Annotated in this window: 23 protein-coding genes and 1 tRNA gene; 11 read left to right on the top strand and 13 right to left on the bottom strand. The window is 59.9% G+C overall.

Features of this window, described 5'->3' with window-relative positions; all coding sequences use genetic code 11:
• Positions 1-6 precede the first annotated feature (6 nt).
• From queG to DSM14862_RS01110, 10 genes are all read right to left on the bottom strand, one after another.
• Positions 7-1,053: a tRNA epoxyqueuosine(34) reductase QueG gene (gene queG / locus DSM14862_RS01155; RefSeq protein ID WP_007118564.1), complete on the bottom strand. Its 1,047-nt coding sequence runs from the start codon at positions 1,051-1,053 to the stop codon at positions 7-9.
• Positions 1,054-1,075: 22 nt separating this feature from the next.
• A complete protein-coding gene (fzlA, locus tag DSM14862_RS01150) occupies positions 1,076-1,744 on the bottom strand; it encodes an FtsZ-binding protein FzlA (RefSeq protein ID WP_040700419.1) in 669 nt (222 codons plus the stop codon).
• Positions 1,745-1,802: 58 nt separating this feature from the next.
• Positions 1,803-2,531 carry a monofunctional biosynthetic peptidoglycan transglycosylase gene (mtgA, locus tag DSM14862_RS01145; protein WP_040700417.1) on the bottom strand — a complete coding sequence of 243 codons (729 nt, stop codon included), beginning with the start codon at positions 2,529-2,531 and terminating at the stop codon, positions 1,803-1,805.
• 7 nt (positions 2,532-2,538) lie between these two features.
• Positions 2,539-3,243, bottom strand: a complete 705-nt coding sequence (locus DSM14862_RS01140; RefSeq protein ID WP_007118561.1) for an SGNH/GDSL hydrolase family protein — start codon at positions 3,241-3,243, stop codon at positions 2,539-2,541.
• A gap of 271 nt (positions 3,244-3,514) precedes the next feature.
• Positions 3,515-8,047: a glutamate synthase large subunit gene (gltB, locus tag DSM14862_RS01135; protein WP_007118560.1), complete on the bottom strand. Its 4,533-nt coding sequence runs from the start codon at positions 8,045-8,047 to the stop codon at positions 3,515-3,517.
• Positions 8,044-8,478, bottom strand: coding sequence for a GFA family protein (locus tag DSM14862_RS01130; protein ID WP_040700415.1), 435 nt, complete (start codon positions 8,476-8,478; stop codon positions 8,044-8,046). Before DSM14862_RS01130 ends, gltB begins: the two co-directional genes overlap by 4 nt.
• Positions 8,475-8,912: a GFA family protein gene (locus tag DSM14862_RS01125; protein WP_040700795.1), complete on the bottom strand. Its 438-nt coding sequence runs from the start codon at positions 8,910-8,912 to the stop codon at positions 8,475-8,477. Before DSM14862_RS01125 ends, DSM14862_RS01130 begins: the two co-directional genes overlap by 4 nt.
• Positions 8,913-8,949: 37 nt before the next feature.
• Positions 8,950-10,383 (bottom strand): NAD(P)-dependent oxidoreductase, encoded by a 1,434-nt coding sequence (locus DSM14862_RS01120; protein ID WP_007118557.1) that lies wholly within the window; start codon positions 10,381-10,383, stop codon positions 8,950-8,952.
• Between the two features lie 160 nt (positions 10,384-10,543).
• Positions 10,544-11,350: an undecaprenyl-diphosphate phosphatase gene (locus tag DSM14862_RS01115; RefSeq protein ID WP_007118556.1), complete on the bottom strand. Its 807-nt coding sequence runs from the start codon at positions 11,348-11,350 to the stop codon at positions 10,544-10,546.
• Positions 11,350-12,336, bottom strand: coding sequence for a complex I NDUFA9 subunit family protein (locus DSM14862_RS01110; protein WP_007118555.1), 987 nt, complete (start codon positions 12,334-12,336; stop codon positions 11,350-11,352). Before DSM14862_RS01110 ends, DSM14862_RS01115 begins: the two co-directional genes overlap by 1 nt.
• A 168-nt stretch (positions 12,337-12,504) precedes the next feature.
• Here DSM14862_RS01110 and DSM14862_RS01105 point away from each other — a divergent pair.
• Positions 12,505-12,590, top strand: a tRNA-Leu gene (locus DSM14862_RS01105).
• Positions 12,591-12,924: 334 nt separating this feature from the next.
• On the opposite strand, the gene DSM14862_RS01100 is transcribed toward DSM14862_RS01105, so the two are convergent.
• Entirely contained in the window at positions 12,925-13,203 is a 279-nt protein-coding gene (locus DSM14862_RS01100; RefSeq protein WP_007118554.1) for a metal-sensitive transcriptional regulator, read from the bottom strand.
• Positions 13,204-13,402: 199 nt separating this feature from the next.
• On the opposite strand from DSM14862_RS01100, the gene DSM14862_RS01095 reads away from it, so the two are divergent.
• From DSM14862_RS01095 to DSM14862_RS01055, 9 genes are all read left to right on the top strand, one after another.
• The gene (locus DSM14862_RS01095; protein WP_007118553.1) at positions 13,403-14,305 is read left to right on the top strand and encodes a DUF305 domain-containing protein; all 903 of its coding nucleotides are present in this window, start codon (positions 13,403-13,405) and stop codon (positions 14,303-14,305) included.
• A gap of 605 nt (positions 14,306-14,910) precedes the next feature.
• Entirely contained in the window at positions 14,911-15,204 is a 294-nt protein-coding gene (locus tag DSM14862_RS01090) for a hypothetical protein (protein WP_007118552.1), read from the top strand.
• Positions 15,204-16,667: a TolC family protein gene (locus tag DSM14862_RS01085; protein WP_007118551.1), complete on the top strand. Its 1,464-nt coding sequence runs from the start codon at positions 15,204-15,206 to the stop codon at positions 16,665-16,667. Before DSM14862_RS01090 ends, DSM14862_RS01085 begins: the two co-directional genes overlap by 1 nt.
• Before the next feature lie 17 nt (positions 16,668-16,684).
• Positions 16,685-18,043, top strand: a complete 1,359-nt coding sequence (locus DSM14862_RS01080; RefSeq protein WP_007118550.1) for a multicopper oxidase family protein — start codon at positions 16,685-16,687, stop codon at positions 18,041-18,043.
• Positions 18,044-18,089: 46 nt separating this feature from the next.
• Positions 18,090-18,824 carry a copper-binding protein gene (locus DSM14862_RS01075; RefSeq protein WP_007118549.1) on the top strand — a complete coding sequence of 245 codons (735 nt, stop codon included), beginning with the start codon at positions 18,090-18,092 and terminating at the stop codon, positions 18,822-18,824.
• Between the two features lie 71 nt (positions 18,825-18,895).
• Positions 18,896-19,462, top strand: coding sequence for a helix-turn-helix transcriptional regulator (locus tag DSM14862_RS01070; protein WP_007118548.1), 567 nt, complete (start codon positions 18,896-18,898; stop codon positions 19,460-19,462).
• A 43-nt stretch (positions 19,463-19,505) separates the two neighbouring features.
• On the top strand, positions 19,506-19,955 hold the full coding sequence (locus tag DSM14862_RS01065) for an ion channel (protein WP_007118547.1): 450 nt from the start codon (positions 19,506-19,508) through the stop codon (positions 19,953-19,955).
• Between the two features lie 175 nt (positions 19,956-20,130).
• The gene (locus DSM14862_RS01060; protein WP_040700410.1) at positions 20,131-21,429 is read left to right on the top strand and encodes a multicopper oxidase family protein; all 1,299 of its coding nucleotides are present in this window, start codon (positions 20,131-20,133) and stop codon (positions 21,427-21,429) included.
• Positions 21,411-21,851, top strand: a complete 441-nt coding sequence (locus tag DSM14862_RS01055; protein WP_113075658.1) for a c-type cytochrome — start codon at positions 21,411-21,413, stop codon at positions 21,849-21,851. The genes DSM14862_RS01060 and DSM14862_RS01055 overlap by 19 nt, the downstream gene beginning before the upstream one ends.
• 216 nt (positions 21,852-22,067) lie before the next feature.
• On the opposite strand, the gene DSM14862_RS01050 is transcribed toward DSM14862_RS01055, so the two are convergent.
• Positions 22,068-22,247: a hypothetical protein gene (locus DSM14862_RS01050; RefSeq protein WP_007118544.1), complete on the bottom strand. Its 180-nt coding sequence runs from the start codon at positions 22,245-22,247 to the stop codon at positions 22,068-22,070.
• A 165-nt stretch (positions 22,248-22,412) separates the two neighbouring features.
• The gene (locus DSM14862_RS01045) at positions 22,413-23,495 is read right to left on the bottom strand and encodes an NAD(P)/FAD-dependent oxidoreductase (RefSeq protein ID WP_007118543.1); all 1,083 of its coding nucleotides are present in this window, start codon (positions 23,493-23,495) and stop codon (positions 22,413-22,415) included.
• A gap of 253 nt (positions 23,496-23,748) precedes the next feature.
• On the opposite strand from DSM14862_RS01045, the gene DSM14862_RS01040 reads away from it, so the two are divergent.
• Positions 23,749-24,840, top strand: coding sequence for an ABC transporter ATP-binding protein (locus DSM14862_RS01040; protein ID WP_007118542.1), 1,092 nt, complete (start codon positions 23,749-23,751; stop codon positions 24,838-24,840).
• Positions 24,841-24,892: the final 52 nt, after the last annotated feature.

The following is a 24,892-nucleotide window of genomic DNA, read 5'->3' as shown; positions in this document are numbered from 1 at the left end:
CGCCTCCTATGCCAACCGCTCTGCCGCCCAACGCGCCGCCTCGGCCACGGTCGGATCAGCATCTTCGGTCAAAGATTGCGCCACGTCGCGCAGCGGTGCCAGCCCAGAATTGCCGATGGCATAGAGCACGTTACGCACAAAGCGGTCCCGCCCAATCCGCTTGATCGGAGACCCGGAATAACGCGCGCGAAAGGCGGAATCGTCCAGCGCTGCAAGCTCGGCCAAATCGGCGGGCTGCACGGCAGGCCCGTGATAGCGCATATCACTCGCTGTCACGGCAAATTTGTTCCACGGGCAGGCAGCGAGGCAATCGTCACACCCATAGATTCGGTTGCCCATCTTTTCGCGCAGTTCCAAATCGATTGGGCCTTTATGCTCAATCGTAAGATAGGAAATGCAGCGCCGTGCATCGAGTTGATAGGGACCGGGAAAGGCATCTGTCGGGCAGACATCAAGGCAGGCGCGACAAGAACCGCAGTGGTCCACCTCTGGCGCGTCGGGGGCAAGGTCAAGCGTGGTGAAAACAGAGCCTAAAAAGGCCCAATTGCCGAACTTTCGGCTCAGCAGATTTGTGTGCTTGCCTTGCCAGCCCAGCCCTGCCGCCTGCGCCAGCGCCTTTTCCGGCACCGGCGCAGTATCGACAAACACCTTCACCTCAGGCGCCGCTGCGCGGGCCTCTTCCATCAGCCAGCGGGCCAATCGCTTGAGCCGCTTCTTAACGATATCGTGGTAGTCGCGCCCCTGCGCATAGACGGAAATCGCGCCCTTCTCGGGATGCTCCAACACCGCGCGGGGGTCATGTTCGGGGGTATAGCTTTCGGCCAGCATGATCACCGACCGCGCCTCGGGCCAAAGCGCTGCAGGATTGCCGCGCCAATGCATCCGGTCTTCCATCCAGCCCATCTGCCCGTGATATCCGGCTTCGACAAAACGGGCGAGGCGTTCGGGCACTTCGGGCACATCGGCGGGACGGCAGATACGGCAGGCCACAAAGCCCTCCTCCAACGCACGTGCGACCACGCGCGCCTTTAGGTCGTCGCTGTCCCCGGTCACCCTTTTGGCGCCTCGGACGCCATCAGAAATCCAGATTGTTGTATTGTCTGGGCGGCGGGAAACCCGGCACTTGATCGGCAAGGATCGACCGGAAAGCCGGGCGCGATTTGATCTTGGCGTACCAGTCTTTAACCACGTCCGACCGGTTCCAATCGACATCCGAGATATAGTCGAGCGAGGACAGATGTGCAGCAGCCGCAAAATCGGCCAGTGTCATAACGTCGCCCGCCAACCAGCGGCGGTGATCCAAAAGCCATGTCATGTAATCAAGGTGATATTTGATCGCCTTGGCCCCGGCCTTGACGTTTTTGCTGTCTGGGTAGCCCTGTTTGGTGACCTTCTTGTTCACCCGCTCATAAAGCAGTTTCGAAGTCACCTCGTGGTGGAACTTGTCGTCAAACCAGCTCACCAGCCTGCGCACTTCAAGCCGCTGCACCGGATCGCTGGGCAGCAACGACGCCTCGGGCCGGGTCTCTTCGATATATTCGCAGATCGCGGCGCTTTCAGACATTATTATGCCGTCAAGCCGCAGCACAGGGACCTTGCCCGCCGGGTTTCGGCGCAGGAAATCCGGGTCTTGCTCCCAATAGCGCTCTTCGACGAGTTCCACCTCAATCTTCTTCTCCCCAAGGCTAAGCCGCACCTTGCGACAGAAGGGGGACAAAGGAACGTGAAACAAGCGAGCCGTCATATAAAGTCCGTGTGTTTAAAGGGATTGCACTCTTCCATGCCTGCTGGCGTAGGGATTTTCAACTCTCGAAACAGGCAGCACGACCGTCCGCGCGGATGGTCGCCGCCCCGTCCATGATCTGCGCGGTGCGCTTGCGGGTAAAATCACCGGGGCGCGAGGCGGAACGCTCTTTCGGGTCGGGCAAGATTGCCGCGAGCCGGGCGGCCTGCGTGGCGCTTAGGTCTGCGGCAGCGACGCCAAAGTAATGCGGGGCCGCAGCGCCGACGCCAAAGACACCCTCATCGAACTCTGCAACATTGAGATAGACCTCAATGATCCGGCGCTTGGGCCAAAGCGTCTCAACCAGCGGGGTCATCCCGGCCTCTAGCGCTTTGCGCAGCCACGACCGGCCATGCCAGAGGTACACATTTTTGACGGTCTGCTGGCTGATCGTCGATGCCCCACGCGCCGAGCCGTTTTCAATCGCGGTGCGGATCGCCTGCATGTCAAAGCCCCAGTGATTGCAAAAATTCGCATCTTCTGCCGCCACGGCAGCACGGGCCATCACAGGGGCGATCTGTTCCAGCGGCACCCAGTCGCGTTGCACCCCGCCCAAACGACGCGATTCCGAGAGCATGTAGAAACCGGTTGGCGGATTGACGAAGCGAAACAGCAGCACCAGTAGCACCGCCAACAGAGAAGCCAGCGCAACCGCGCGTAACGCCCAACGGCCCGCGCGCTTTTTCAACGGAGGGCTTGCATTGCTCGATTTCTTGCCCTTGGGGGCGGTCTTTTTACGTGTCGCCATGACTTAGCTATAGGCCGCCCGCGCGGGTTTGTGAACGGTTCTCGCGCGCTGTGATCTCGGCGGCAAGGTACGCCCCGATCTGCGCCGAGCCTCGGGCGGAGGGATGTACGTTGTCCCCAGAAAACAGCCCACGGTCCGCCCGGTCGATCACGTCTTCGGAATCGACAAAATGGATGCCGGGGCGGTTTGCGGCGAAGGTGGCGATCCGGGATTCAATCTCTACCAGATCATCGCGGCAGCCGGCAAAGGAACCGGAGCCAGAACCGGCGTAATACCCCATCCACATTACCTGCGCGCCGGTCTGGGCGCGAAGTTTCTGCAAGAACGCTGGGATGCTGCCGCTTTGGCTATCCGGTCCGATCAGTGCATTCGCGGATGCCCCGCAGGCACCGCAACCGCAATCGGCGCTCAGATCATTGGCACCGCCATTGACCACCACCCAGTTCCAGCGCCCGCCGGGGAACTGCTGTTGGATGTCAAAGCCAACGGCGGAGGCGATGGTGGAAGAGTTATCGAACTGCGCCCCCGGCACCGCGCGGCTGACCACGCTTCGGCCTGTTTGGCTTGCGATAACATCGGGGATCGCGGCGCTGCCGTTCCACGCCATGATGGAATCGCCGAGGACGAGGATATCTCCGCCGCCGCGTGGGGCAGAGTCTGTGCAGGCGGTGAGGCCTGTGATTAACAGCAATACTGGCAGAATCTTTCGCATGGACCGCCTCCCTTGGGGAAAGCAGAGGTAGGTCAGGTGGCTAGTTCTGCCACCCCAGCCCGGAATCAAGCCGCAGGCGCCGGGCCATCGCCTGCCCGCCCGTCACGCCAGAGGCGTGCCTATTTAGTTTGGGCGCACCTTTGGTGCGACCGGGGGGGCGATTTGGTGAGCCTTGGCGTAACTCTGCGAAGTCACGCCAAGGCCGCACCATAAAGTGGCACGAAGGGCCGTCCCAATCGCCACCCCACGGGCAGTCGACGGCCCTCCTAGCTCACTCCGCCGGAACAGCCGTCTCTTCCACCGTCAGCGGCGCAGGTAGATGCACCAGCATCTCCTTCGGGCAGACCTGCAAGAAGTTGTGCTTCTCACTCTCCCAATGCTGGAGGATATCTGCGCCCTTGCGGCTGTTCGTCTCTGCCACATGGCGCTCGATCAATCCGTGCAACTGATCCAGCCAATGATCCACGGTCACCGCGCAGGTCACAATGGTTTCGGCATTCATCAGCTTGGGTGCCAGCCCGTCGGGATCATAGAGATAGGCCATCCCCCCGGTCATCCCGGCGGCAAAGTTCGCGCCGATCTCCCCAAGGATCACCGCCACACCGCCGGTCATATATTCACAACCGTTGCTGCCACAGCCCTCGATCACCACATGCGCGCCCGAGTTGCGCACCGCAAAACGCTCGCCCGCGCGGCCCGCTGCGAACAAATAGCCTGCCGTCGCGCCATAAAGCACCGTGTTGCCGATGATCGTGTTCTCGGACGCCACCACCGGGCTGGCCATCGAAGGCCGCACCACAATCGTACCGCCTGACAGACCCTTGCCGACGTAATCATTGGCATCGCCTGAGACTTCGAGCTTCAGCCCCGGTGCCGCAAAGGCACCAAGCGATTGCCCGGCACTCCCGGTCAGCTTCACCGTCAGGTGATCCGGTTGCAACGAATTGCGCATCCCAAACCGCTTGACGATATGGCTGCTGACCCGCGTGCCCACGGTCCGGTGCGTGTTCTGCACCGCGTATGACAGTTGCATCTTCTCACCATCCTCCAAGAACCGCGCCGCATCGCGCACGATCTGGGAATCCAGCGTATCCAGCACCACCTGACGCGGCTTGTCGCGGTCATAGACGTTCTCATGCGCGCCATCGACGGTGATGAGCAGCGGGTTCAAATCGAGGTCATCCAGATGCGCCGAGCCTCGGCTGACCTGCGTCAACAGGTCCGCACGGCCAATAACTTCATCAAGGCTCCGCGCCCCGATACTGGCCAAGATCTCACGCACTTCAGTGGCGTAGAAGGTGATGAGGTTCACCACCTTATCCGCGTTGCCGGTGAACTTGCCGCGCAGAGCTTCGTCTTGCGTACACACGCCCACGGGGCAGGTGTTAGACTGGCACTGGCGCACCATGATGCAGCCCATCGCGATCAGTGCCGCGGTGCCGATGCCGTATTCCTCAGCCCCCATCATCGCCGCCATGACAATGTCACGCCCCGTGCGCAGACCACCATCGGTGCGCAATGTCACCCGGTCACGCAGGTTGTTCATCGACAGGACCTGATGCGCCTCGGTCAGGCCCATCTCCCACGGCAGACCTGCATATTTGATCGAGGTCGCAGGCGATGCCCCGGTGCCGCCGTTATGGCCCGAGATCAGGATGATATCCGCCTTGGCCTTGGCCACCCCGGCGGCAATCGTGCCAACGCCCGAAGACGCCACCAGCTTGACTGTCACCTTACAGCGCGGGTTGATCTGCTTGAGGTCATAGATCAGCTGCGCGAGGTCTTCGATCGAGTAGATATCGTGGTGCGGCGGGGGCGAGATCAGCGTCACGCCCTTGGTCGAGTGCCGCAGCCGCGCGATCAGGTCGGTGACCTTCATGCCCGGAAGCTGGCCACCCTCGCCGGGCTTGGCACCCTGCGCGACCTTGATCTCCAGCTCTTCACACTGGTTAAGATACTCTGCCGTCACGCCAAAGCGTCCCGAGGCGACCTGTTTGATCTTTGCTGACGGGTTATCGCCATTGGCCTCTGGCACGAAATGCGCCGGATCTTCGCCGCCCTCACCGCTGTCAGACTTGGCACCAATGCGGTTCATCGCCACGTTCAGCGTCTTATGCGCCTCGGGGGACAGCGCGCCCAGCGACATCCCCGGCGTCACGAAGCGCTTGCGGATGGAGGTGATGCTCTCGACCTCTTCCAACGGCACAGGATTGCCCCGTGGTTTGATGTCCAAGAGATCGCGCAGATGGATCGGCGGGTTGCTCTGCATCTTCTTCGAGTACTGCTGCCACATCTGATAAGACGCCTTGTTACAGGCCATCTGCAGCATATGCATGCTGGTGGCTTCCCATGCATGTTTCTCACCCGACTTGCGCTGCTTGTAGAAGCCGCCGATGGGCATGATGACGTCATCTGCCCGCCAGCCACGCGCGTGGACTTCCTCAGCCTTGCGCTGGATACCCACCACGCCAATGCCGCTGATGCGGCTGGTCATGCCGGGGAAATATTCCGCACACATGGCGCGCGACAGGCCCACGGCCTCAAAGTTCAGACCACCACGGTAGGACGAGATCACCGAGATCCCCATCTTCGCCATGATCTTGAGCAAGCCTTGGTCAATCGCCTCACGGTATTTGCCGATCGCCTGCGTCAGCGTCATATCCAACAGCCCACGCCCGATCCGATCCGCCAAGGAATCCTCGGCCAGATAGGCGTTTACCACGGTCGCGCCACAGCCCACCAGAACGGCAAAGTAATGCGGATCGACGCATTCTGCCGCCCGGACGTTGAGCGAGGTAAACGTCCGCAACCCTTTGCGCACCAGGTGGCTGTGCACCGCGCTGGTGGCGAGGATCATCGGCATCGCGACCCGGTCGGCCCCACTGTACTGATCCGTCAGCACCAGATGGCCCGCGCCGGAACGTACGGCGTCTTCCGCCTCGGCCCGAATGCGCGCCAGCCCGGCGCTGAGGTTGCTGCTGCCCGCTTCAAAGGTACAGTCGATAGTGACGGTATGCACCTTGAACTGCGCCAACAGTTCTTCGAACTGCGCATTACCGACAAAGGGGCTGTCGAGTACGAGGATCTCGGTCTGGCTGCTGTCTTCGTCCAGCACGTTCTTAAGATTGCCAAAGCGGGTCTTGAGGCTCATCACCCGGAACTCGCGCAGACTATCGATCGGCGGGTTGGTGACCTGGCTAAAGTTCTGGCGGAAGAAGTGGCTCAGCGGGCGGTATTGACCGCTGAGGACAGCCGATGGCGTGTCATCGCCCATCGAGGCCAGCGTTTCTTTCCCGTCCTCGGCCATGGGGGCGAGGATCTGCTCAAGCTCTTCAATGGTATAGCCCGCGGCCACCTGACGGCGGCGCAGTTCGGCCCCCTCAAACAGCGGCTTCTCGGTGACGCCAGCAAGGACATCGTCCATCTCGGTGATCTTGCCGACCCATTCGCCAAAGGGCTGGTTGGCCGCCAATTTGTCTTTGATCTCAGTGTCGTGGAAGAGCTTACCCTCATCCATATCGACCGCGATGATCTGGCCGGGGCCAAGCGCGCCTTTGCGCACCACGCGGGCCTCATCCAGCGGCACCATCCCGGCTTCTGAGCCAGCGATCAGCATGCCATCGGATGTCACCACATAGCGCATCGGGCGCAAGCCGTTGCGGTCAAGCCCGGCGCAAACCCAGCGACCATCGGTCATCGCGAGCGCAGCGGGACCGTCCCATGGCTCCATGACGGAGTTGCAGTAGGAGTACATGTCGCGCCATGCCTGCGGCAATTCCACGGCCTGCTTCGACCACGACTCCGGCACCAGCATCGTCTTGGCCATCGGCGCAGAACGGCCTGCGCGGACCAGCACTTCAAACACCGAATCCAACGCAGCAGAGTCGCTCGACCCGGCGGCGACGATTGGTTTGATGTCTTCGGCCATGTCCCCGAAGGTGGCGGAGGCCATGCGAATCTCGTGGCTCTTCATCCAGTTCATGTTGCCCTTGAGCGTGTTGATCTCGCCGTTATGGGCCAACATGCGGAAGGGCTGCGCCAGCCACCACTGCGGGAAGGTGTTAGTGGAATAGCGCTGGTGGTAGATCGCGAAGGCACTGATGAACTGGTCATCCTTCAGGTCGGGATAAAACTCGGCCACCTGCTCGGCCAGCATCATCCCCTTGTAGATGATGCTGCGGCAGGACATCGAGGCGATGTACATCTGCGGCACCTGCGCGGCGATGGCGGCTTTCTCAATCCGGCGGCGGATCACATACAGCTCACGCTCGAATGTCTCTTCGTCGACGCCCTTGGCGTTGGAGATCAGGATCTGCTCAATCTCAGGCCGGGTTGCGTTGGCCTTGTCGCCCAGCACCGAGATATCAACCGGCACATGGCGCCAGCCGTAGATGTAATAGCCCATGCGGAGCACTTCGGTTTCCACGATGGTCCGGCAGGTCTCTTGTGCGGCGAAATTGGTGCGCGGCAGGAAGACTTGGCCGACGGCGATCAGCTCGTTCTCGCGCGGGGTGTGGCCGGTGCGGCGGACCTGCTCATAGAAGAAGGGCACGGGGATCTGCACGTGAATGCCCGCGCCATCGCCGGTCATCCCATCGGCGTCGACCGCACCGCGGTGCCAAATCGCCTTCAGCGCGTTGATCCCGTTAAGCACAACCTCGCGGGTCTTTTCGCCGTTGATGTTGACCACAAGGCCCACGCCACAAGAGGAATGCTCTTCTTCGAAGCTATACATGCCCTTTTCGGCCATCATCGCGCGTTTGGCTTCTTCGCGGGCCACCCAGGCGTCATCATATTTGGTCATGGCTTGGTTCCTTCCACAAACGCCGCAAATCCTGCTTCGACTTCGGCCTTGGTTTTGATTTCGTGGTCCCCGGCAAAGGCATAGCCTGCAGGCTTCACGTCTATGTAAATCTCGGTCTTGAGCGGCAGGCCGCCCGCATTCTCCACCAATCCGGCAGAGAGTGAGTAATAGTCATGCCCCGGCAGCGTGAGGTGATACCAAAGGGTGCTGCCGCAACTGTCGCACCATGCCCGCTCTGCCCAGTCAGAGGAGGCATAGGATTTCACCGGGCCGTCATAGGTCAGGCTGCCCGGTTTCGCGTCAATCTCAAGGAACGCGCTGCCGGTCCAACGGCGGCACATCTCGCAGTGACACGCGCCAAGCCCGTCTTTCAACGGCTCAAAGCTGACCGTGACCGCCCCGCAGAGGCAATGACCGCTCAACGGGCTCATCGCTGGTCCTCCACATGCAAGGCGCAGGCCTCGTAATCGGCTTTGCTCACGCGCTCCAGATCCCCGGCCAAGGCAAGATTGCTTGGGGCGCGGTCGGCATAGACCACGCGCGCCAGCTTTGCGCCGCCGAACCCGTCGAACAAACCCGGAGCCAGTTCCAGCAGACCCGCGTTCTCGCCTTTGGTATCGGCAAACCAAACCGCCGTGCCGCAAGTCTCGCACCACGCCCGCTCGGCAAAGGACGAGGAAGCATAGGTCCGGATCGGCCCTTCGCAGGAAACCCGCGCGCGGGGCACTTCGATCCCCATTTGGACAGAGCCGCTCCACCGGGTGCAGAGGTCGCAGTGACAGGCCGAAATCGCAGCCAACGGCCCGGTCACATCCACCGTGACCGCGCCGCACAGACAATGGCCATGGTGATGTTCGTCACCCATGGCGTTATCCGCTATGATGGCAGCCCCAGCACTCATTTCATTCCGCAGCGATGCGCTGCGCCCCATTGAAATCATTCAGGATCGCTTCGGCACAGTCGCGGCCGTCTTTGATCGCCCAGACCACAAGGCTCGCGCCGCGCACGATGTCACCGACTGCGTAAACGCCATCAAGTACCGTGGCCCCGGTGACGTAATCGGCCTTGATCGTGCCCCAACGGTTCACCGGCAACTCCGGCTCATTCCACAGGGTCGGCAGGTCTTCGGGCTCAAAGCCCAGAGCCATGATCACCAGATCGGCGTCTTCGACGTAATCCGCGCCTTCGATCACCTCGGGTGCTTGACGGCCCGTCACATCCGGTGCGCCAAGGCGCATCTTCTGTACCATCACGCCGGTCACGGGATCGCCGACAAAACCCTTGGGCGCACTGAGCCACTCAAAAATCACGCCTTCTTCTTCGGCGTTTTGCACTTCGCGCTGGCTGCCCGGCATGTTGGCCCGGTCTCGGCGATAAAGGCATTTGACGCTCTCCGCGCCCTGCCGGATCGAGGTGCGCACACAGTCCATCGCCGTGTCACCGCCGCCGATCACAACGACCTTCTTGCCAGCGGCATTCAAACGGCCATTCTCAAATTCCTCAACCGTGTCACCAAAGCTTTTGCGGTTGCTAGCTGTCAGGAAATCAATCGCCCGCTCGACCCCAAAGCCACCCACACCGGGGGCTTCGATCTCGCGCGTCTTATAGACACCAGTGGCGATGATCACCGCGTCATGCTTGCCCCGGATCGCCCCAAAGCTGAGGTCTACGCCAACATCGCAGTTCAATTCAAAGGTTACGCCGCCTTCGACCAGTTGCGCATTGCGCCGCTCGACCACGTCTTTTTCCAGCTTGAAACCGGGGATGCCGTAGGTCAGCAAGCCACCTGCACGGTCATAGCGGTCATAGATGGTGACCTGCACGCCTGCGCGCCGCAGCATGTCCGCCGCCGCCAGCCCACCGGGGCCCGCGCCGATGATGCCAACGCTCTCGTGCCGCTCTTCGCGGGGGGCGGGCGGCTTGACCCAGCCCTGCTCCCATGCGGTATCGGTGATGTATTTCTCGATCGAGCCGATGGTCACAGTGCCGTGGCCCGACTGTTCGATCACGCAGTTGCCTTCGCACAGACGGTCCTGCGGGCAGATGCGGCCACAGATCTCGGGGAAGGTATTGGTCGCCTGACTGATCTCATAGGCTTCTTGCAAACGGCCTTCGGCAGTTAGGCGCAGCCAGTCGGGGATGTTGTTATGCAACGGGCAATGGGTCTGGCAGTAAGGCACGCCACATTGGCTACAACGGCTCGATTGCTCCGCGGCCTTGCGGTCAGCGTATTCCGCGTAAATCTCATCGAAATCCGTGCGGCGCAAATCAGGTGGGCGCTTTTCGGGCATATCCCGCGCGACGTCTGTAAATTTCAGCATGACCTGCTTCGCCATATACCCGTTCCTTCGACAAATTCCGTCAGAAGGCTCGAATACAAGACCGGCAAGGTAAATAAAAGACAGCAGTGCTGACCTATTTACCTGTTTCCGGGCGTTTGCTGCGCCCGGACATCATTTTTATGCATCAATTAAGGTCCGACTCGGACCTATTCGGTCAATACCCCGCCCAGAGCGCCACGATAACCACGCTGCCAACCAAGATTCGCCACCAGCCGAACAGCGCGTATCCATAGCGGCTCACGTAATCGAGCACCCAACGGACCACAAAGACGGCTGAGATAAAGGCCATGGCAAAGCCCACGGCGATCTCTCCCATGGCGGAGGCATCCAGCACATCGCGGTTCTTGTAGATGTCATAGGCAAAGGCACCCGCCATGGTCGGCATCGACAGGAAGAATGAAAACTCCGCCGCTGCACGCTTGCTGGCACCCAACATCAGCGCCCCGACAATCGTTGCACCCGAACGCGAGGTGCCGGGCACCATGGCAAGACATTGGATCACCCCAATTTTAAAGGCCATCGAAAGCGGGAATTTGGTTGCGTCAGAATAGGTCGGAGCAGGCGCGATGCGGTCAACAACCAAAAGCACCACCCCACCAAGCACCAGCATGATGGCAATCAGCAGCGGCGTCTCAAATAGGACCGTTTTGATGAAGTCATGTGCCATGACGCCAATCACGACAGCAGGCAGAAAGGCCAGAAGCACCGACCAGATGAACCGCCGCGCCTGCGGATCATGCGGCGCGGCAGAGAAAACCGCCCAAAGCCGTGCTGAATATACTGTCAGGATCGCCAGCACCGCGCCCAGTTGGATCACGACCTCAAAGGTGCGCCCGGCGCTTTCAAAGCCCAAGAAATGCCCGGCCAACAATAGATGCCCGGTCGAGGATACGGGGATGAACTCAGTCAGCCCCTCTAGCAAACCCAGAAAGGCGGCGATCAGAGTGGTCGAGTTTTCCATTATCCCTGCCGCAGGTTCCGCGCCGAAGCTTTGATTGCATCATATTGCCCCGAGGGCCGGAAGCGCCACAGGTAGTCAGGAAGCACCGCATCCATCGCGGTTGGGGTGATGCCCAACTCGGTAAAGCCGCGCGCACCGTCGGCCACGACGTTGTCATTGCGCAGGTTCTTGACCTGATCGCGCGTCAGCATCTTGTTGGTGAAAAGCCCGAAGGTGATTGCTTGTAGCATGTCAAACCCAAAGGCCACCATCTTGGCAACGAACCACGGCATGTTCAGCACCAAGCGGCGGCGATGGATCACGTGAAGCATGCGTTGCATCAAGCCACGGAACGTGTCCACATCCGGGCCGCCAAGCTCATACACGCCCGATGCGGCGCGCCCTTCCAATGCCGTTTCAGCCGCTTTGGCAACATCGTCGACAAAGACCGGCTGAAAGCGGGTCGCGGCCCCGGCGACTGGCAAGATCGGCCCCGTACGGGTCATACCGGCAAACCGGTTAAAGAACTCATCCTCGGCCCCGAACATGATCGAGGGGCGCAGGATCACGGCATGGGGCATATGCTTGAGCACTGCCGCTTCGCCTTCGCCTTTGGTGCGGGCATAGTCACTGTCAGATTCCATGTCCGCGCCGATGGCAGAAACTTGGACAAAGCGATCAACGCCCTCACCCGCGGCCATGCGCGCAATACGCTCGGCCCCTCCGGACTGCACCGCGTCAAAACCGTTCTTCCCGGTCTCAACCAGAATGCCCACGCAGTTCACCACCGCATCCGCACCGCGCAGCGCATCGCGCACCGAACCGTCGTCGCGAATGTTGCACAAAACCGGCTCAACTTGGCCAACCACGCCATAGGTCCGCACAAAGAGCGCTTCGTTGGGATGACGCACCGCCACCCGCACCCGCCAGCCAGCTCTGGCCATGCGATACGCGATATAGCGTCCGACAAACCCCGAACCGCCATAAATCGTGACCAGCTTAGACATTCTGCCGCTCCTGTAGATAAATTCTTTCTCAGGATGTACCCGCGCGCCGCCCCTGTCACAAGGCCAAACCCCCGGTTGCAACGGGTCAGTGACTGGATTTTCTGATTTTCGCCCGAATTGCGATTGACAGTCACTCAGACGAGCCTTAGAGCACCCCACACGATACGTGCCCAGGTGGCGGAATGGTAGACGCGCTAGCTTCAGGTGCTAGTACTGGCAACGGTGTGGAGGTTCGAGTCCTCTCCTGGGCACCAATTTCGAACAAAAAACCCCTTGAAAACTTCGGTTTTCGAGGGGTTTTTGTTTTTGCGGCCGTAACTATCTGCCAGCTTTAGAATGCCCCGCGACAGGTCGAGGCCCTCCAGCCCTTAGCGCGACTGCTTCAAATTGGCCGCGGGCGTATGACCATGAGTAGGACGGCCCGGTCTCTGACGGGTACGCTATAAAACCAAGTCATTCCGGCAGCGCCAACGCCAGAGGCGGTATCAAGCCCTTGCCTATCCGCCTTCACCGACGCATAGCACGCGCGATTCACAGCGATCTCGGGAACGCGCATTTTCGTAATCATACCGCATAAAGCCGCTCTCCTCAGTCGCGCGCCTTTTCCAACAGGGCGACCAATTCACGGAACTTTTCACGCTGTTCATCACGGTCGCCCGACAAGATCGCCTCTTCCATACAGTGTTTGGCGTGATCCTCGATCACCAGTCGCTCAACTGCTCGCAACGCCGATCGAACGGCTGCGGTCTGCACCAGAACATCTACGCAATAGCGGTTCTCGTCCACCATTCGCGTCACACCACGAAGTTGCCCCTCCAACCGCGCCAAGCGCTTCAGGATTGCTGCCTTGTTCTGCTTTGCTTCCACGGTTTGCGCCTCCACGCTTTGGAACTAAGGCGTCAGCGGCTGGTTAACATACCACAGGGGGGTATCGGGACCGCCGAATTCGCACACGACATGAGCCGTTGAACAGCTCACGACGGCACGAAAGATCATATGGTGCCCTGCCCTTAATTGCCACGGCGCGAAGGACCATCGCGCTTAGATATGATAAAGGAGACTACCCATGTCCTACTGGCGCTTCGCCGCGATGATCGCGACCTCTACCATCGTGATGTTCGGTCTAATGTACATTAACACATACGCATTCGAACATGTCTTCTTTAGCGAGACGCGGACTTATATGGCGCTGCTGATGGGTGCCGTTATGGCCGTCATCATGCTCAGCTTTATGTTGTCGATGTATTCGAACAAAGCCATCAATATCGCTATTTATGTAGGATCCATTGTGGTATTCGCTCTGACCCTTTGGTTGGTGCGCAGCCAGGTCACCGTGGGCGATACCAGCTACATGCGCGCCATGATCCCGCACCACTCCATCGCAATTATGACGTCTGAGCGGGCGGAGCTGTCAGACCCACGGGTGCGAAAGATGGCCGATGGCATCATCGCCGCACAGCGCAAAGAGATTGCAGAGATGCGCAGCCTGATCGCCGATATCGAAGAGAATGGCGATGCGGTTGATCCGGAACTGGGCGAGGCCGAGAGCCAGCCTCAAGTCGGTACCATAGATGAAGCACTCTCGTCCGCAGAGGTTGCCAAGGTCGATCCGGCTGGGCTGACCCCTGAGAATGTTGAGAGCCTGCTGGGCACCACGGCCACCTGCCAGTTCAGCCGGACCAACGAAGGCGAGCCGAGCCTTGTCATGGCCGAAAACGCGGGCGGCATCAAACTGTCGGGCACCTTGATTGAGCTACAGTCCGACGAGACCATCGACCAAGCCGCACTTGCCGATGGGGCCCAGTTCACCGCCGAGGGCGTTGAGGTCACAGTCACACCCATTGCAGGCGCTGATTGGGCCGACACAGAAGACAATCTGCGCCGCTCGGAGGCCGAACTGAAGTTCCACCTCGACCGCGGCCTGACCGTTGGCTATCGCGGCTTCTTGGACTGCGAAAACGAACTGTAATTTTCCCTATGGGGAGGGGCGCCTAAGGGGTGCGCCTCCCCCTCGTTCTCAGTGTTCTGATGTAATAGCGTCAAAATTTAATTGCTATCCTTCCAGCGCTGGACGCGTTGACAGGACGTGCGGGTTACGACACTGCTAGACCCCATGCGTTCGTTGGCAAACATATCAAACCTCTACCGCGCTCTTCTTGGCGTGGTTTTGGCATGTAGCCTATTGCTGCTTCCGCCGTCTTCGGTTCATGCGCAAAGCGGTATGCACGAGGGCGCCCAAGAGGCACATCACGCCGTTCACCAAATGACTGCCGCGCCTGAACTTCAACTGGATGCAGCAGCTTTGCCCGGCCAGACCGATGTACCGGACAGTTTTGAAGGTGAACCCTGCTGTGGCGGTATCTGTCTTACGGCGGCGCTGACCACATCTCAGGACGCAAAAGCGACGGCTGTGCACTCCGTCGAATATATTCGCGTGTCTCAGTCTGTGACATCTGCCCAGCCCGCAGACCAATTGCGCCCACCTCGAGCCTGAGTTGATCCCGGCCGCTTAACGGCCCTTGTATCTGCGGCCTCTGGCTGCGGCTAAGATCCTCTCATTCAGGCAAAAAACCAATGAAATTACCGCTGATTGCAGGGGCGATGTCCCTGACCCTAGGGGCCTGCGCCACCGCGCTCCCCCCGTTTCCCGACGTGACTACCGCCTACGTGCAGCAACCCACCCCTCTGCCCGAAGTGGCCGCGATGACCGCCGCTGACAACAGCACGCGTGGCAGCGCTGCGACCGCCGAAGAACAGCCCTTTGCAGGCTACCGCCGCCGGGGCGTGGTGGAGCCGCTCGATTGGCGGCGGCTGAATGCCGAACAGGCACCTAAGCAGGGGATGGATATGCAGGGGATGAACCACTGATGCGTTGGAAACTGAAAACCGCCGCCGTCATTACGCCTCTGATCTTGGGCGCCTGCACGACCACGGACCTGCCGGTGAGCTTCTCAGCCCGCGATGCTGGCTTTGCCACCGTTGAAGCGCGCACCTCCAAGGCCATCGGCAAGCGTACCGTCTGGGCACAGTCACAGGCCGAGACCGTCGCGGCCTCCAAACAGGTCCGCGCCATGGTGCAGGGCAAGACGATCAATGCCGAGACCGCGGTGCAGGTCGCGCTTTTGAACAACAAGGGGCTTCAGGCATCCTACGCGCAGATCGGTCTGTCGGCAGCGGAAGCATGGCAACAGTCCACGCCAGAGAACCCCGTCGTCTCCATCGGTCTTCTGGGCATCGGCGCGCCTGAGGTCGGGCTTTACCGTGCCTTGGAAAGCATGATCGCCGTGAACTTGCTGGATGCCCGCACCCGCAAACAGCGCATCGCCGCTGCTGAGGCGGAGTTCCAGCACGCGCAGATGCAAGCGGTCAGCGACACGCTGGCGCTGGCCAATGAAACGCGCGAGGCATGGGTTAACGCGGTCGCCGCCTTTGAGACGGTGAGCTACCTTAAACGTGCCGCCGTCACCACCGATGCAGCGGCGGAACTGGCGCAGCAGCTGGGCAAGACCGGCGCGCTCAACAAAGCCGCACAGGCCCGCGAGCAGGCGTTCAATGCCGAGATGGCCGGACAGCTGGCGCAGGCGCGGCTGGATGCGCAATTGGCTAAGGAACAGTTGACTCGGCTTATGGGTCTCTGGGGGCAGGACGTTGCCTATTACGTCCCCGACGCCCTGCCGCGCGTGCCGAATACGGTCAGCGGCCACAGGGGCATAGAACGGCTGGCGCTCGCCAATCGTGTGGATCTGGAAGTCGCCCGGCTGGGGTTGGCAGCAACGGCGAAAGCCTACGGCCTGACCGATGCCACCCGCACCCTGACCGACCTCGAAGTCATCGCCGGTGCCGAGATTGAGCGCGAGGAAGAGGACGGAGAAGTCGAGACCAGCATCTCGCCGCAGATCGAGTTCGAGTTCGTTATCCCAATCTTCGACAGCGGCAAGGCGCGGCTGCGCAAGGCCGAACTTAGCTATCTGCAAGCGGCCAATGTGCTGGCCGAACGGGCGGTGAACGTCCGCTCCGAAGCCCGTGCTGCGGCCACGGCCTACCGCTCAAGCCACCAGATCGCACGGCACTACTCGGACGTGGTGCTGCCCCTGCGGCGCACCATCGATGAGGAGGCACTGCTGAGCAACAACGGCATGATCACCAGCACCTTCGACCTGCTGAACGACGCCCGCGAAAGGATCGGGAGCCAGCTTGAAGCGGCCAATGCCAAGCGTGAGTTCTGGCTGGCTTCTGCCGGTCTGACTGCTGCGATCTATGGCGGTGGCAGCGGCGGCGGTGGTGCCGGTGGAGAGACACAAATCGCCGCTGGTGGCGGCGGCGGACATTGAGACAAGGAAGCAATCACATGATGAACAGACGTCAATTGCTGGGGGCCGGTGCTGCAGGTGCAACGCTCGTGTCCTCCAAAGCATGGGGCCAGACCATGAACATGGGCCTGCCCGAAGCAGCGGTGATGGACAGCGCCCTCACCCAATCGCCAACCCGCCCCACCAGCGGGCCGGATTACAATCCCGTGGTCACGCTCAACGGCTGGACCCTGCCGCACCGGATGAACAACGGCGTGAAGGAATTTCACCTCGTTGCCGAGCCCGTCGAGCGTGAGCTGGCCGATGGTATGGTCGCACGCCTTTGGGGCTACAACGGCCAGTCCACCGGTCCGACTATCGAAGCGGTTGAAGGCGACCGGGTGCGCATCTATGTCACCAACCGCCTGCCCGAGCATACCACCGTGCACTGGCACGGGCTGATCCTGCCCTCGGGCATGGACGGCGTCGGTGGCCTCAGCCACCCCGGCATCCCGCCGGGCAAGACTTTTGTCTATGAGTTCGACCTGACCAAATCCGGCACGTTCATGTACCACCCGCATGGGGATGAGATGGTGCAGATGGCGATGGGCATGATGGGCATGTTCGTGGTCCACTCCAAGGATCCGGACTTCATGCGCGTCGATCGGGATTTCCTGATCATGCTGAACGCTTTTGATATTGATCCGGGCACCTACATACCCCGCATCATGACGATGACGGATTTCAACCTGTGGACATGGAACAGCCGCATCTTCCCCGACATTGACCCGCTGGTGGTCAACCAAGGGGACAAGGTGCGCGTACGCGTCGGCAACCTGACGATGACCAACCACCCGATCCACATGCATGGCTATGACTTCAAGGTCACCTGCACCGATGGCGGCTGGGTGCCGGAATCGGCGCAATGGCCCGAGGTTTCCATCGACATCCCCGTGGGCGCCATGCGGGCCTATGAGTTCACCGCCGACCATCTGGGCGACTGGGCGATCCATTGTCACAAGTCGCACCACACGATGAACGCCATGGGTCATGACGTGCCGACGCTCATTGGCACCAGCAGTTCCAACATGACCCGTCAGGTTCGCCGCGTGCAGCCAGAGTTTATGCCCATGGGCACAGCGGGCATGGCGGATATGGGCGAAATGTCGATGCCGCTGCCCGACAACACCGTGTCGATGATGGCCGGTTGGGGGCCGCATGGTCCGCTGGAAATGGGCGGCATGTTTTCGGTCGTGAAGGTGCGCGAAGGCATCGACGCGGACGATTACGAAGATCCCGGCTGGTATGAAAACCCTCCGGGCACCGAGGCGTATGAATGGACGGGCGAGCTGCCAGAGTTCGCGCAGAACCACAGCCCGAAAACCCAGATCACGCCAAAACCAACCTCCAAGGGCTAAGCGGCCCTTGGACCATAATCACCTCAAAAACCATACAGGAAACACAATGAATAAACTTCTTCTCTCGACCGCCCTCAGCCTTCTCATCACCGCCCCGGCCTTTGCCGCGGGCACCCATGGCGGCGGCCACGGCGATGACGGCCACGGCGACATGCACAAGGAAATGGCCATCGGCATGCCCGGCAAGGCCGAGGCCGTTGACCGCACCATCGACGTCATCATGCGCGAAACCGACGACGGCGAGATGATCTTTGAGCCCGCCGAGTTCGACATCAAGAAGGGCGAGACCATCCGCTTCAACGTCGTCAACAAAGGCGAGATCGAGCATGAGTTCGTGATCGACACGATGGAAGGCAACGCCGAGCACAAGGAAGCTATGGCAAAGATGGACATGGAGCATGACGACCCGAACTCGGTCCGTCTTGATTCCGGCATGGAGGGCGAGGTGATCTGGACCTTCGCCAACGAAGGCTCCTTCGAGTTCGCTTGCCTGATCCCCGGCCACTACGAATCCGGCATGCATGGCCCGATCACCGTGGAGCAGTCTGAAGAGGCGCCCGCGGCGCCCGCCGTCTACTCAACCGGCAAGATCAAGAAAGTCGACGCCAAGGGTAAGAAAGTGACCATCATTCACGGCCCACTCGAAAACCTCGACATGCCGTCGATGACCATGGTGTTCAAAGCCGATGAAGCGCTCATCACCAAGATGAAAGAAGGCCAAGACATCGAGTTCGTCGCGGACCGCGTGAAAGGCAAGCTCACCGTCATAGCGATGAAGTAAGCACCAATTGCGGGGCCGGTTGAACGGACTGGCCCCGCATTTTCCACCACAATAACAAGGCACTTCGAGCTATGAAAACGCGTGGAACCGTCGCCCTTTGGGCCATCGCTGCACTACAGGCTGTTGTGGCGATCTTCTTTACTGTTTGCTTCCTGCTGGACGCCATGGGAATGGAGCCTGACTTTCTGGTTTGGCAAAGCCATGAGTATCAGCAGACCGTGCTGGCCATCGGCCTGAACCTCGGTGTGGCGCTTGGCTGGATCGCCCTCAGAACCAGTCTGCAACGGGCCCGGCTGGCCGAAGAGAAGATGCGCCGATGCACCTCGGAGTTCTCGATGGTGATGACGCAGCACTTCACGGATTGGCGTCTGACCCCCGCAGAGCGGGATGTCGCGGTCTTTTTGGTCAAAGGCCTGAGCACCCGCGACATTGCGGAGCTGCGGGGCACCTCTGAGGGGACGATCAAGGCGCAGACAAACGCGATCTATCGCAAGGCCGCCGTCACCGGGCGCACACAGTTGCTCAGCACATTCATTGAGGATTTAATGGATGATGCTTGGGTGCCAGCAGACGCCCCGCAAACTGCGGCTGAGCGTTCGCATGTGGCTGCACCCAGATCAACGGCCGCCCCGGCATAACCGCCTGAGGGGAAGCCCCCGCAAACAAGACAGGTAGCCCCTCATGATCCAAGCAATACTTCTATCAATTCTGGTTGTCGGCATCTGCACGACAATCCATTATTTCGTCCTTAAATGGGTGTCGGATACCATCGCGCAACGCAAAAGCACTGCGCATGGCCAGAACCTTGGCTTGGCGGTCGGCGCCATTACTTTTGCCCATGTTATTGAGGCTTTGATCTATACGCTGTTCTTCCTCTGGGCGGTGCAAGGTTTGCAGATTGGCGCGCTAAACGCCTCCGGCCCAACGGATGAGCCGATCACGATGATGGACTATTTCTATTTCTCACTGGTCAACTTCACCACCTTGGGACGCGGCGACCTGACCCCCTTGGGGCACCTGCGTTTCCTCACCGGGATCGAGGCGTTTCACGGCTTTCTCATGATCACGGCGTCAGGAAGCTTTGTGCTACAGGTCATGGGCGGAGGCGCCCCACTGTCAAAGAAAGGATGACCCGAATGGTTCACCGTGATTTTTTGCCTAAAAGAGGGCGCATATGCGCGCGCCTTTCCAATCGGTCACTGGCAGTTGAAATCGGCCCCTGCTGTTAACACCTTTACCCCACGGAGGGCGGCGCGCTTCGTCCCTGTGGCAGTATCAATCTCAATCGATCCCGATAAGGCATGACATGAATAGAAGACAATTCCTCGCCAGTGCCTCCGCGTTGGCAATCCTGCCGCTACAGGCTTCTGCCGCTGCGGATCCGCTGAAGCTGACGGCTGAGGCTGTCACCCGACAGCTTCTTCCCAAAAGCGAAGGCACCACCGCGATGCTGGGTTTCAATGGGTCGATGCCCGGACCAGAACTCAGGTTAAAACGGGGGGAGCAAATCTCGATTGATGTCGAGAATAGGCTGGAGGAAGGCACCGCCGTCCATTGGCACGGCATTCGGCTTGAAAACCGAATGGACGGAGTACCGGTGCTGACACAGGACCTTATCAACCCCGGCGACAGCAAAACCTATAGCTTTGCGCCACCCGATGCGGGGACCTATTGGTACCACTCGCACTACATTTCGCAGGAACAGGTTGCGCGGGGCATGATGGGGCCGCTTATTGTCGAAGACGATATGCCCCCCGATGTGGATCACGACATCACAGTCGTGCTGTCGGATTGGATTATCAACGAGGACGGCAGCCTCTCTGACGATTTCACCGACATGCACAGCGTCGCGCACGCCGGCTATATGGGCAACTTTGCCCGCGCATTCTTGTCGCAGGCCGAAGTGAAGGAAGGTGACCGGGTCCGGTTCCGCATCATCAACGCGGCCACCAATCGCATTTTCCCTCTCACCGTTGCAGGCGTTGCTGGGTCTGTCGTTGCGCTGGACGGCATGGCATTGGGCCAGCCGCGCGGGTTGTCTGACCTAACCCTAGCGCCCGCCCAAAGGGCAGATTTGATCGTCGATATCACTGGGCCAGTGAGCTTTGACATGCACTCTCGTCAGGGGAGCTACCGACTTGCGGATGTGGCGGTTTCCGGCAGCAATACGGATCGGAAACCAGAACCCATAGCACCGTTGGCAGCGCCAAACTTGCCAGTGCCGGGCGACCCCACGCAGCACCTGACGCTGACGATGATGGGGGGTGCTATGGGCGGTCGACACGGCGGGGCCAATATCTGGTCTTTCAATGATGTCTCGGACCTGCCGGACGCGCCATTCGCCTCCATGAAACGGGGCGAAACTGTACGCATCACCCTCGCCAATGATACCGCTTTCCCGCATGGCATTCACCTACACGGTCACCACTTCTATGAACTGGCTGCCGACGGCAGTCTCGGCGACCTCCGCGATACGACTTTAGTTGCCGCGGGTGAAAGCCGTGATGTTCTTTGCGTGTTTGACAATCCGGGCCGTTGGTTGATCCACTGTCATATGCTGAGCCACGCCATCGGAGGGATGCGGACATGGGTAGATGTAGCATGATAAGGTTGGCTTTCCTGATCCTCGCCTCTGCAACCACAGCGCACGCAGACCACGAACTTGAGGGCCGCGATATCGTCGCTGGGCGCGCCCTCTATGCTGAGACCTGTGCGGCTTGTCACGGCACTGACCTCGAAGGCCAACCCGACTGGCGGACGCCCGATGAGGCCGGAGTTCTGCCTGCCCCTCCGCATGATGCAACGGGCCATACCTGGCATCACGATAATGCCTTGCTGTTCGAATATACCAAACTCGGGGGCAAAGCTGCATTGGCGGCGCGCGGCATCGATGATTTCAACAGCGGAATGCCAGCTTTTGGCGAGGCGCTCTCAGACGAAGATATTTGGGACATCCTCGCTTATATCAGATCGACTTGGCCGCCCCGCGAACAGGCCTCTCAGGCAAGCCGCAATCGACCGCATTGAAGGCCGTTGGGCAACACCGCAGCCTGCGCATGCAGCTTCGAGGAATGGGCCATTCTTGGCTTTCGCGCCAAGCATTGACACATGGATATCTTTTGGCGTTTGAAACCGCCGCGCCACTTCACGTGTGGTAGAATTGCACCCTGCTGAACAGCGGTCCTCGCCGCTCTCATAGGCTGCTGCACCGTCGCCAAAGTGCGGGCAGGGTGTCGCTAACCTTCAGATGCGTTTGCCGACAAACATCGATGAAGAGGCCCGCACGCAGGCGATGTCGCCCTTTTGCCAGATAAGCTCCCCCTGCGCGGTGGCGTATTTGCCCAGACTGACGCAGGCAGTAATTGGCGTGATCTTTGCGGCGTTCTGGATGGCCTCTCGCGTGCTGCTGAACTGAATGGACATGGCTTGTGCTCCTGAGTTGACTTCAATCAACCTTCACACAAATCGCCAACCAATGCCTGCTGGCTTAGGGATAATGGGCCTACCCTTCGGTATATTCGCGGTGCCAGAAAGATCTGCGTGCGGCCCGCAGCCCCCAATAAGCCGCAAGGGTCACCGCCCTTTCCGTCAGGGGCGATTGAGCAGCTTTTGGTACTTCGACACAAAAAGATGCGCGCCTTTCATTTTTTGAGTGATCCAATCTCCCACGGTGAACAGCATCAAAAAACTATTGCCGCGCTCGGGCCCTAAGGGCAGCAGGATCGGCGCTTCGGGGCCCCACGGGCGATAGGTCTTCATATCCGTCAGCTTCCGGCCCGTGATCAGCCCGGTCAGCGTCTTTTTCAGCCACGGCAACTGACGGCTGACCGCAACGATGGTCATGTTGTCGCCAGGATCGGCCACATCCCCGGCGGCAAAGACATTGGGCAGGCTCGAGGGGCGCATATATCCGTCGGTTTTGATCCGCTCAGCGGCAGTTACCTCTGCGCCGGGCAGGTTTTTCAGCAGATCAGAGCAAGGCTGCGCACCAAGGACGGGAAAGATCAGGTCAAACGCCCGTTGCGTCCCATCTCCGAGGGTCACACTGCCCGCATGCGGTTCTGTTTTTGATGCAAGACCTTCGGCCTTTTCGCCAAGAATGATCTCCACGCCGCTGGATTTCAATTTCTTGCTAAGCGACGCCCCAAGGCTGTCAGGCTTCGCCGCAAAAAGCTTGTCGTCCATCGTGATCAGGGTGATTTTTTTGTCTGGCATGGCATAGGCAATCTCGCCTGCAAGCTCGACACCCACTGCGCCGGCGCCGATGATGCCGATGGTTTTGGCCGATACCAGTTTTTCGCGCGCTGCTTGATTTGCTGTGCGCAGCCCGTCGATGTCAGCGCCTTTAGGTTTGAACGGGGCCGCGTATTCTGAGCCTGTGGCGACAACGATATAATCCGCGTCAATCCGCGCACCGTCATCTAGGGTGACACCACCCCCATCAATCTGCGTTGCCCGCGCCGCGACCACCCGGCCACGCTTTAGCAAACGATCGTAGGGGATCAGCGATTCCTCAACCAGGCTGGGCTGAACCAAAGCACGGATCATCGCTGGCGCATGCACGAAATGGCTGCGCTGTTCGATCAAAGTGACATCGGCAATGTCATCCATCGTCTTGGCGAGCTCAGCGCCTACATATCCGCCACCTACGATTGCGATACGTTTGCCCATCGATGCTGTCTCCTTCTGGTCAACTCTAATCTGAGGGGTGCGCCCCTATGCATTCAGCTACCGACATAGGTACTCTTTCAAAGATTTCCCGTTTGGACGGCGCAATTACCATTCCCCCTGCCACAAAAGCAGTCACATGCCCGCCCGATAAGCGCCAAGGATGCGGTGGCGATTCTCTTAAGCGATACAACATATTGTTTAGAATCATCGCCTCTGCTTAACTCCCCCCAGCGACAGGGAGAGCCGCGGCACAATGAAAGACACCAAAGCAGAGACTTTTCTGCGTTTTGATAACGTCAAGAAGAGCTACGATCAGGAAAACCTCGTCGTCAAAGGGTTCGACATGGACGTGCAGGAGGGGGAATTTATCACCCTTCTTGGCCCCTCCGGGTCGGGCAAGACTACCGTTTTGATGATGCTGGCAGGGTTTGAGAGCGTCACCTCGGGCGATATCGCGATCAACGGCCGCTCGATCAACAAGACCGCGCCGAACAAGCGCAACATCGGCATGGTGTTTCAGAACTACGCCCTGTTTCCGCATATGACGGTGGCTGAAAACCTCGCCTATCCGCTTAGCGTGCGCAAAATGTCTAAGGCCGATATTAAAGAGCGCGTGGCGGAATATCTGGCATTAGTGGAATTGTCGGCCTTCGGCGACCGCCGTCCCGGTCAGCTTTCGGGTGGCCAGCGGCAGCGTGTGGCGCTGGCGCGTGCGATGATCTTTCAGCCGACGCTGATCCTGATGGACGAACCTTTGGGCGCACTTGACAAAAACCTGCGCGAACAGATGCAGTTTGAGATCACCCGCCTGCACAAACAGATCGGCTTTACTGTCATCTATGTGACGCATGATCAGACCGAAGCGCTGTCGATGTCGGACCGGATCGCCGTTTTCAATGATGGCGTGGTGCAGCAATGTGCGCCCCCGGCGGAGCTTTACGAGCGCCCGGTAAATGCCTTCGTCGCTGAGTTCATCGGGGAAAACAACTTCGTGCAGGGCAAGGTCAGCAAGATCGAAGGCGACCTTGCCAAGGTCGAGACGGACACTGGCACCATCACCACGCAAACCTCCGCAGGGCTGACCGAAGGTGCCGCCTGCCGCGTCTCAATCCGCCCCGAGAAGCTGTTCATTCACCCCACAACCCACGCCCATGACAACGCTCTGACGGCGACCTTCATCACGCGCATCTATGTGGGCGATTTCATCCGCTATTATTTCCGCCTGCCCGACGGCACCGACATTATCGTCAAAGTGCTCAACGATCTGTCCGCGCCAGAATTCGAAGACGGCGCGACGGCGCAGCTGTTGTCCCTGACGAAAGATTGCATCGCCTTTGCCAATTAAAGGCGACCGAGGGCAAACCGGGGCCCCGCAAAAGACCTGGACACAACAAGGA

The sequence above is a fragment of the Sulfitobacter indolifex genome (genome assembly GCF_022788655.1).
GTDB classification, from domain to species: domain Bacteria; phylum Pseudomonadota; class Alphaproteobacteria; order Rhodobacterales; family Rhodobacteraceae; genus Sulfitobacter; species Sulfitobacter indolifex.
The sequence above is the reverse complement of the archived record's forward strand: the minus strand, read 5'-3'. Positions and strand labels throughout refer to the sequence as shown.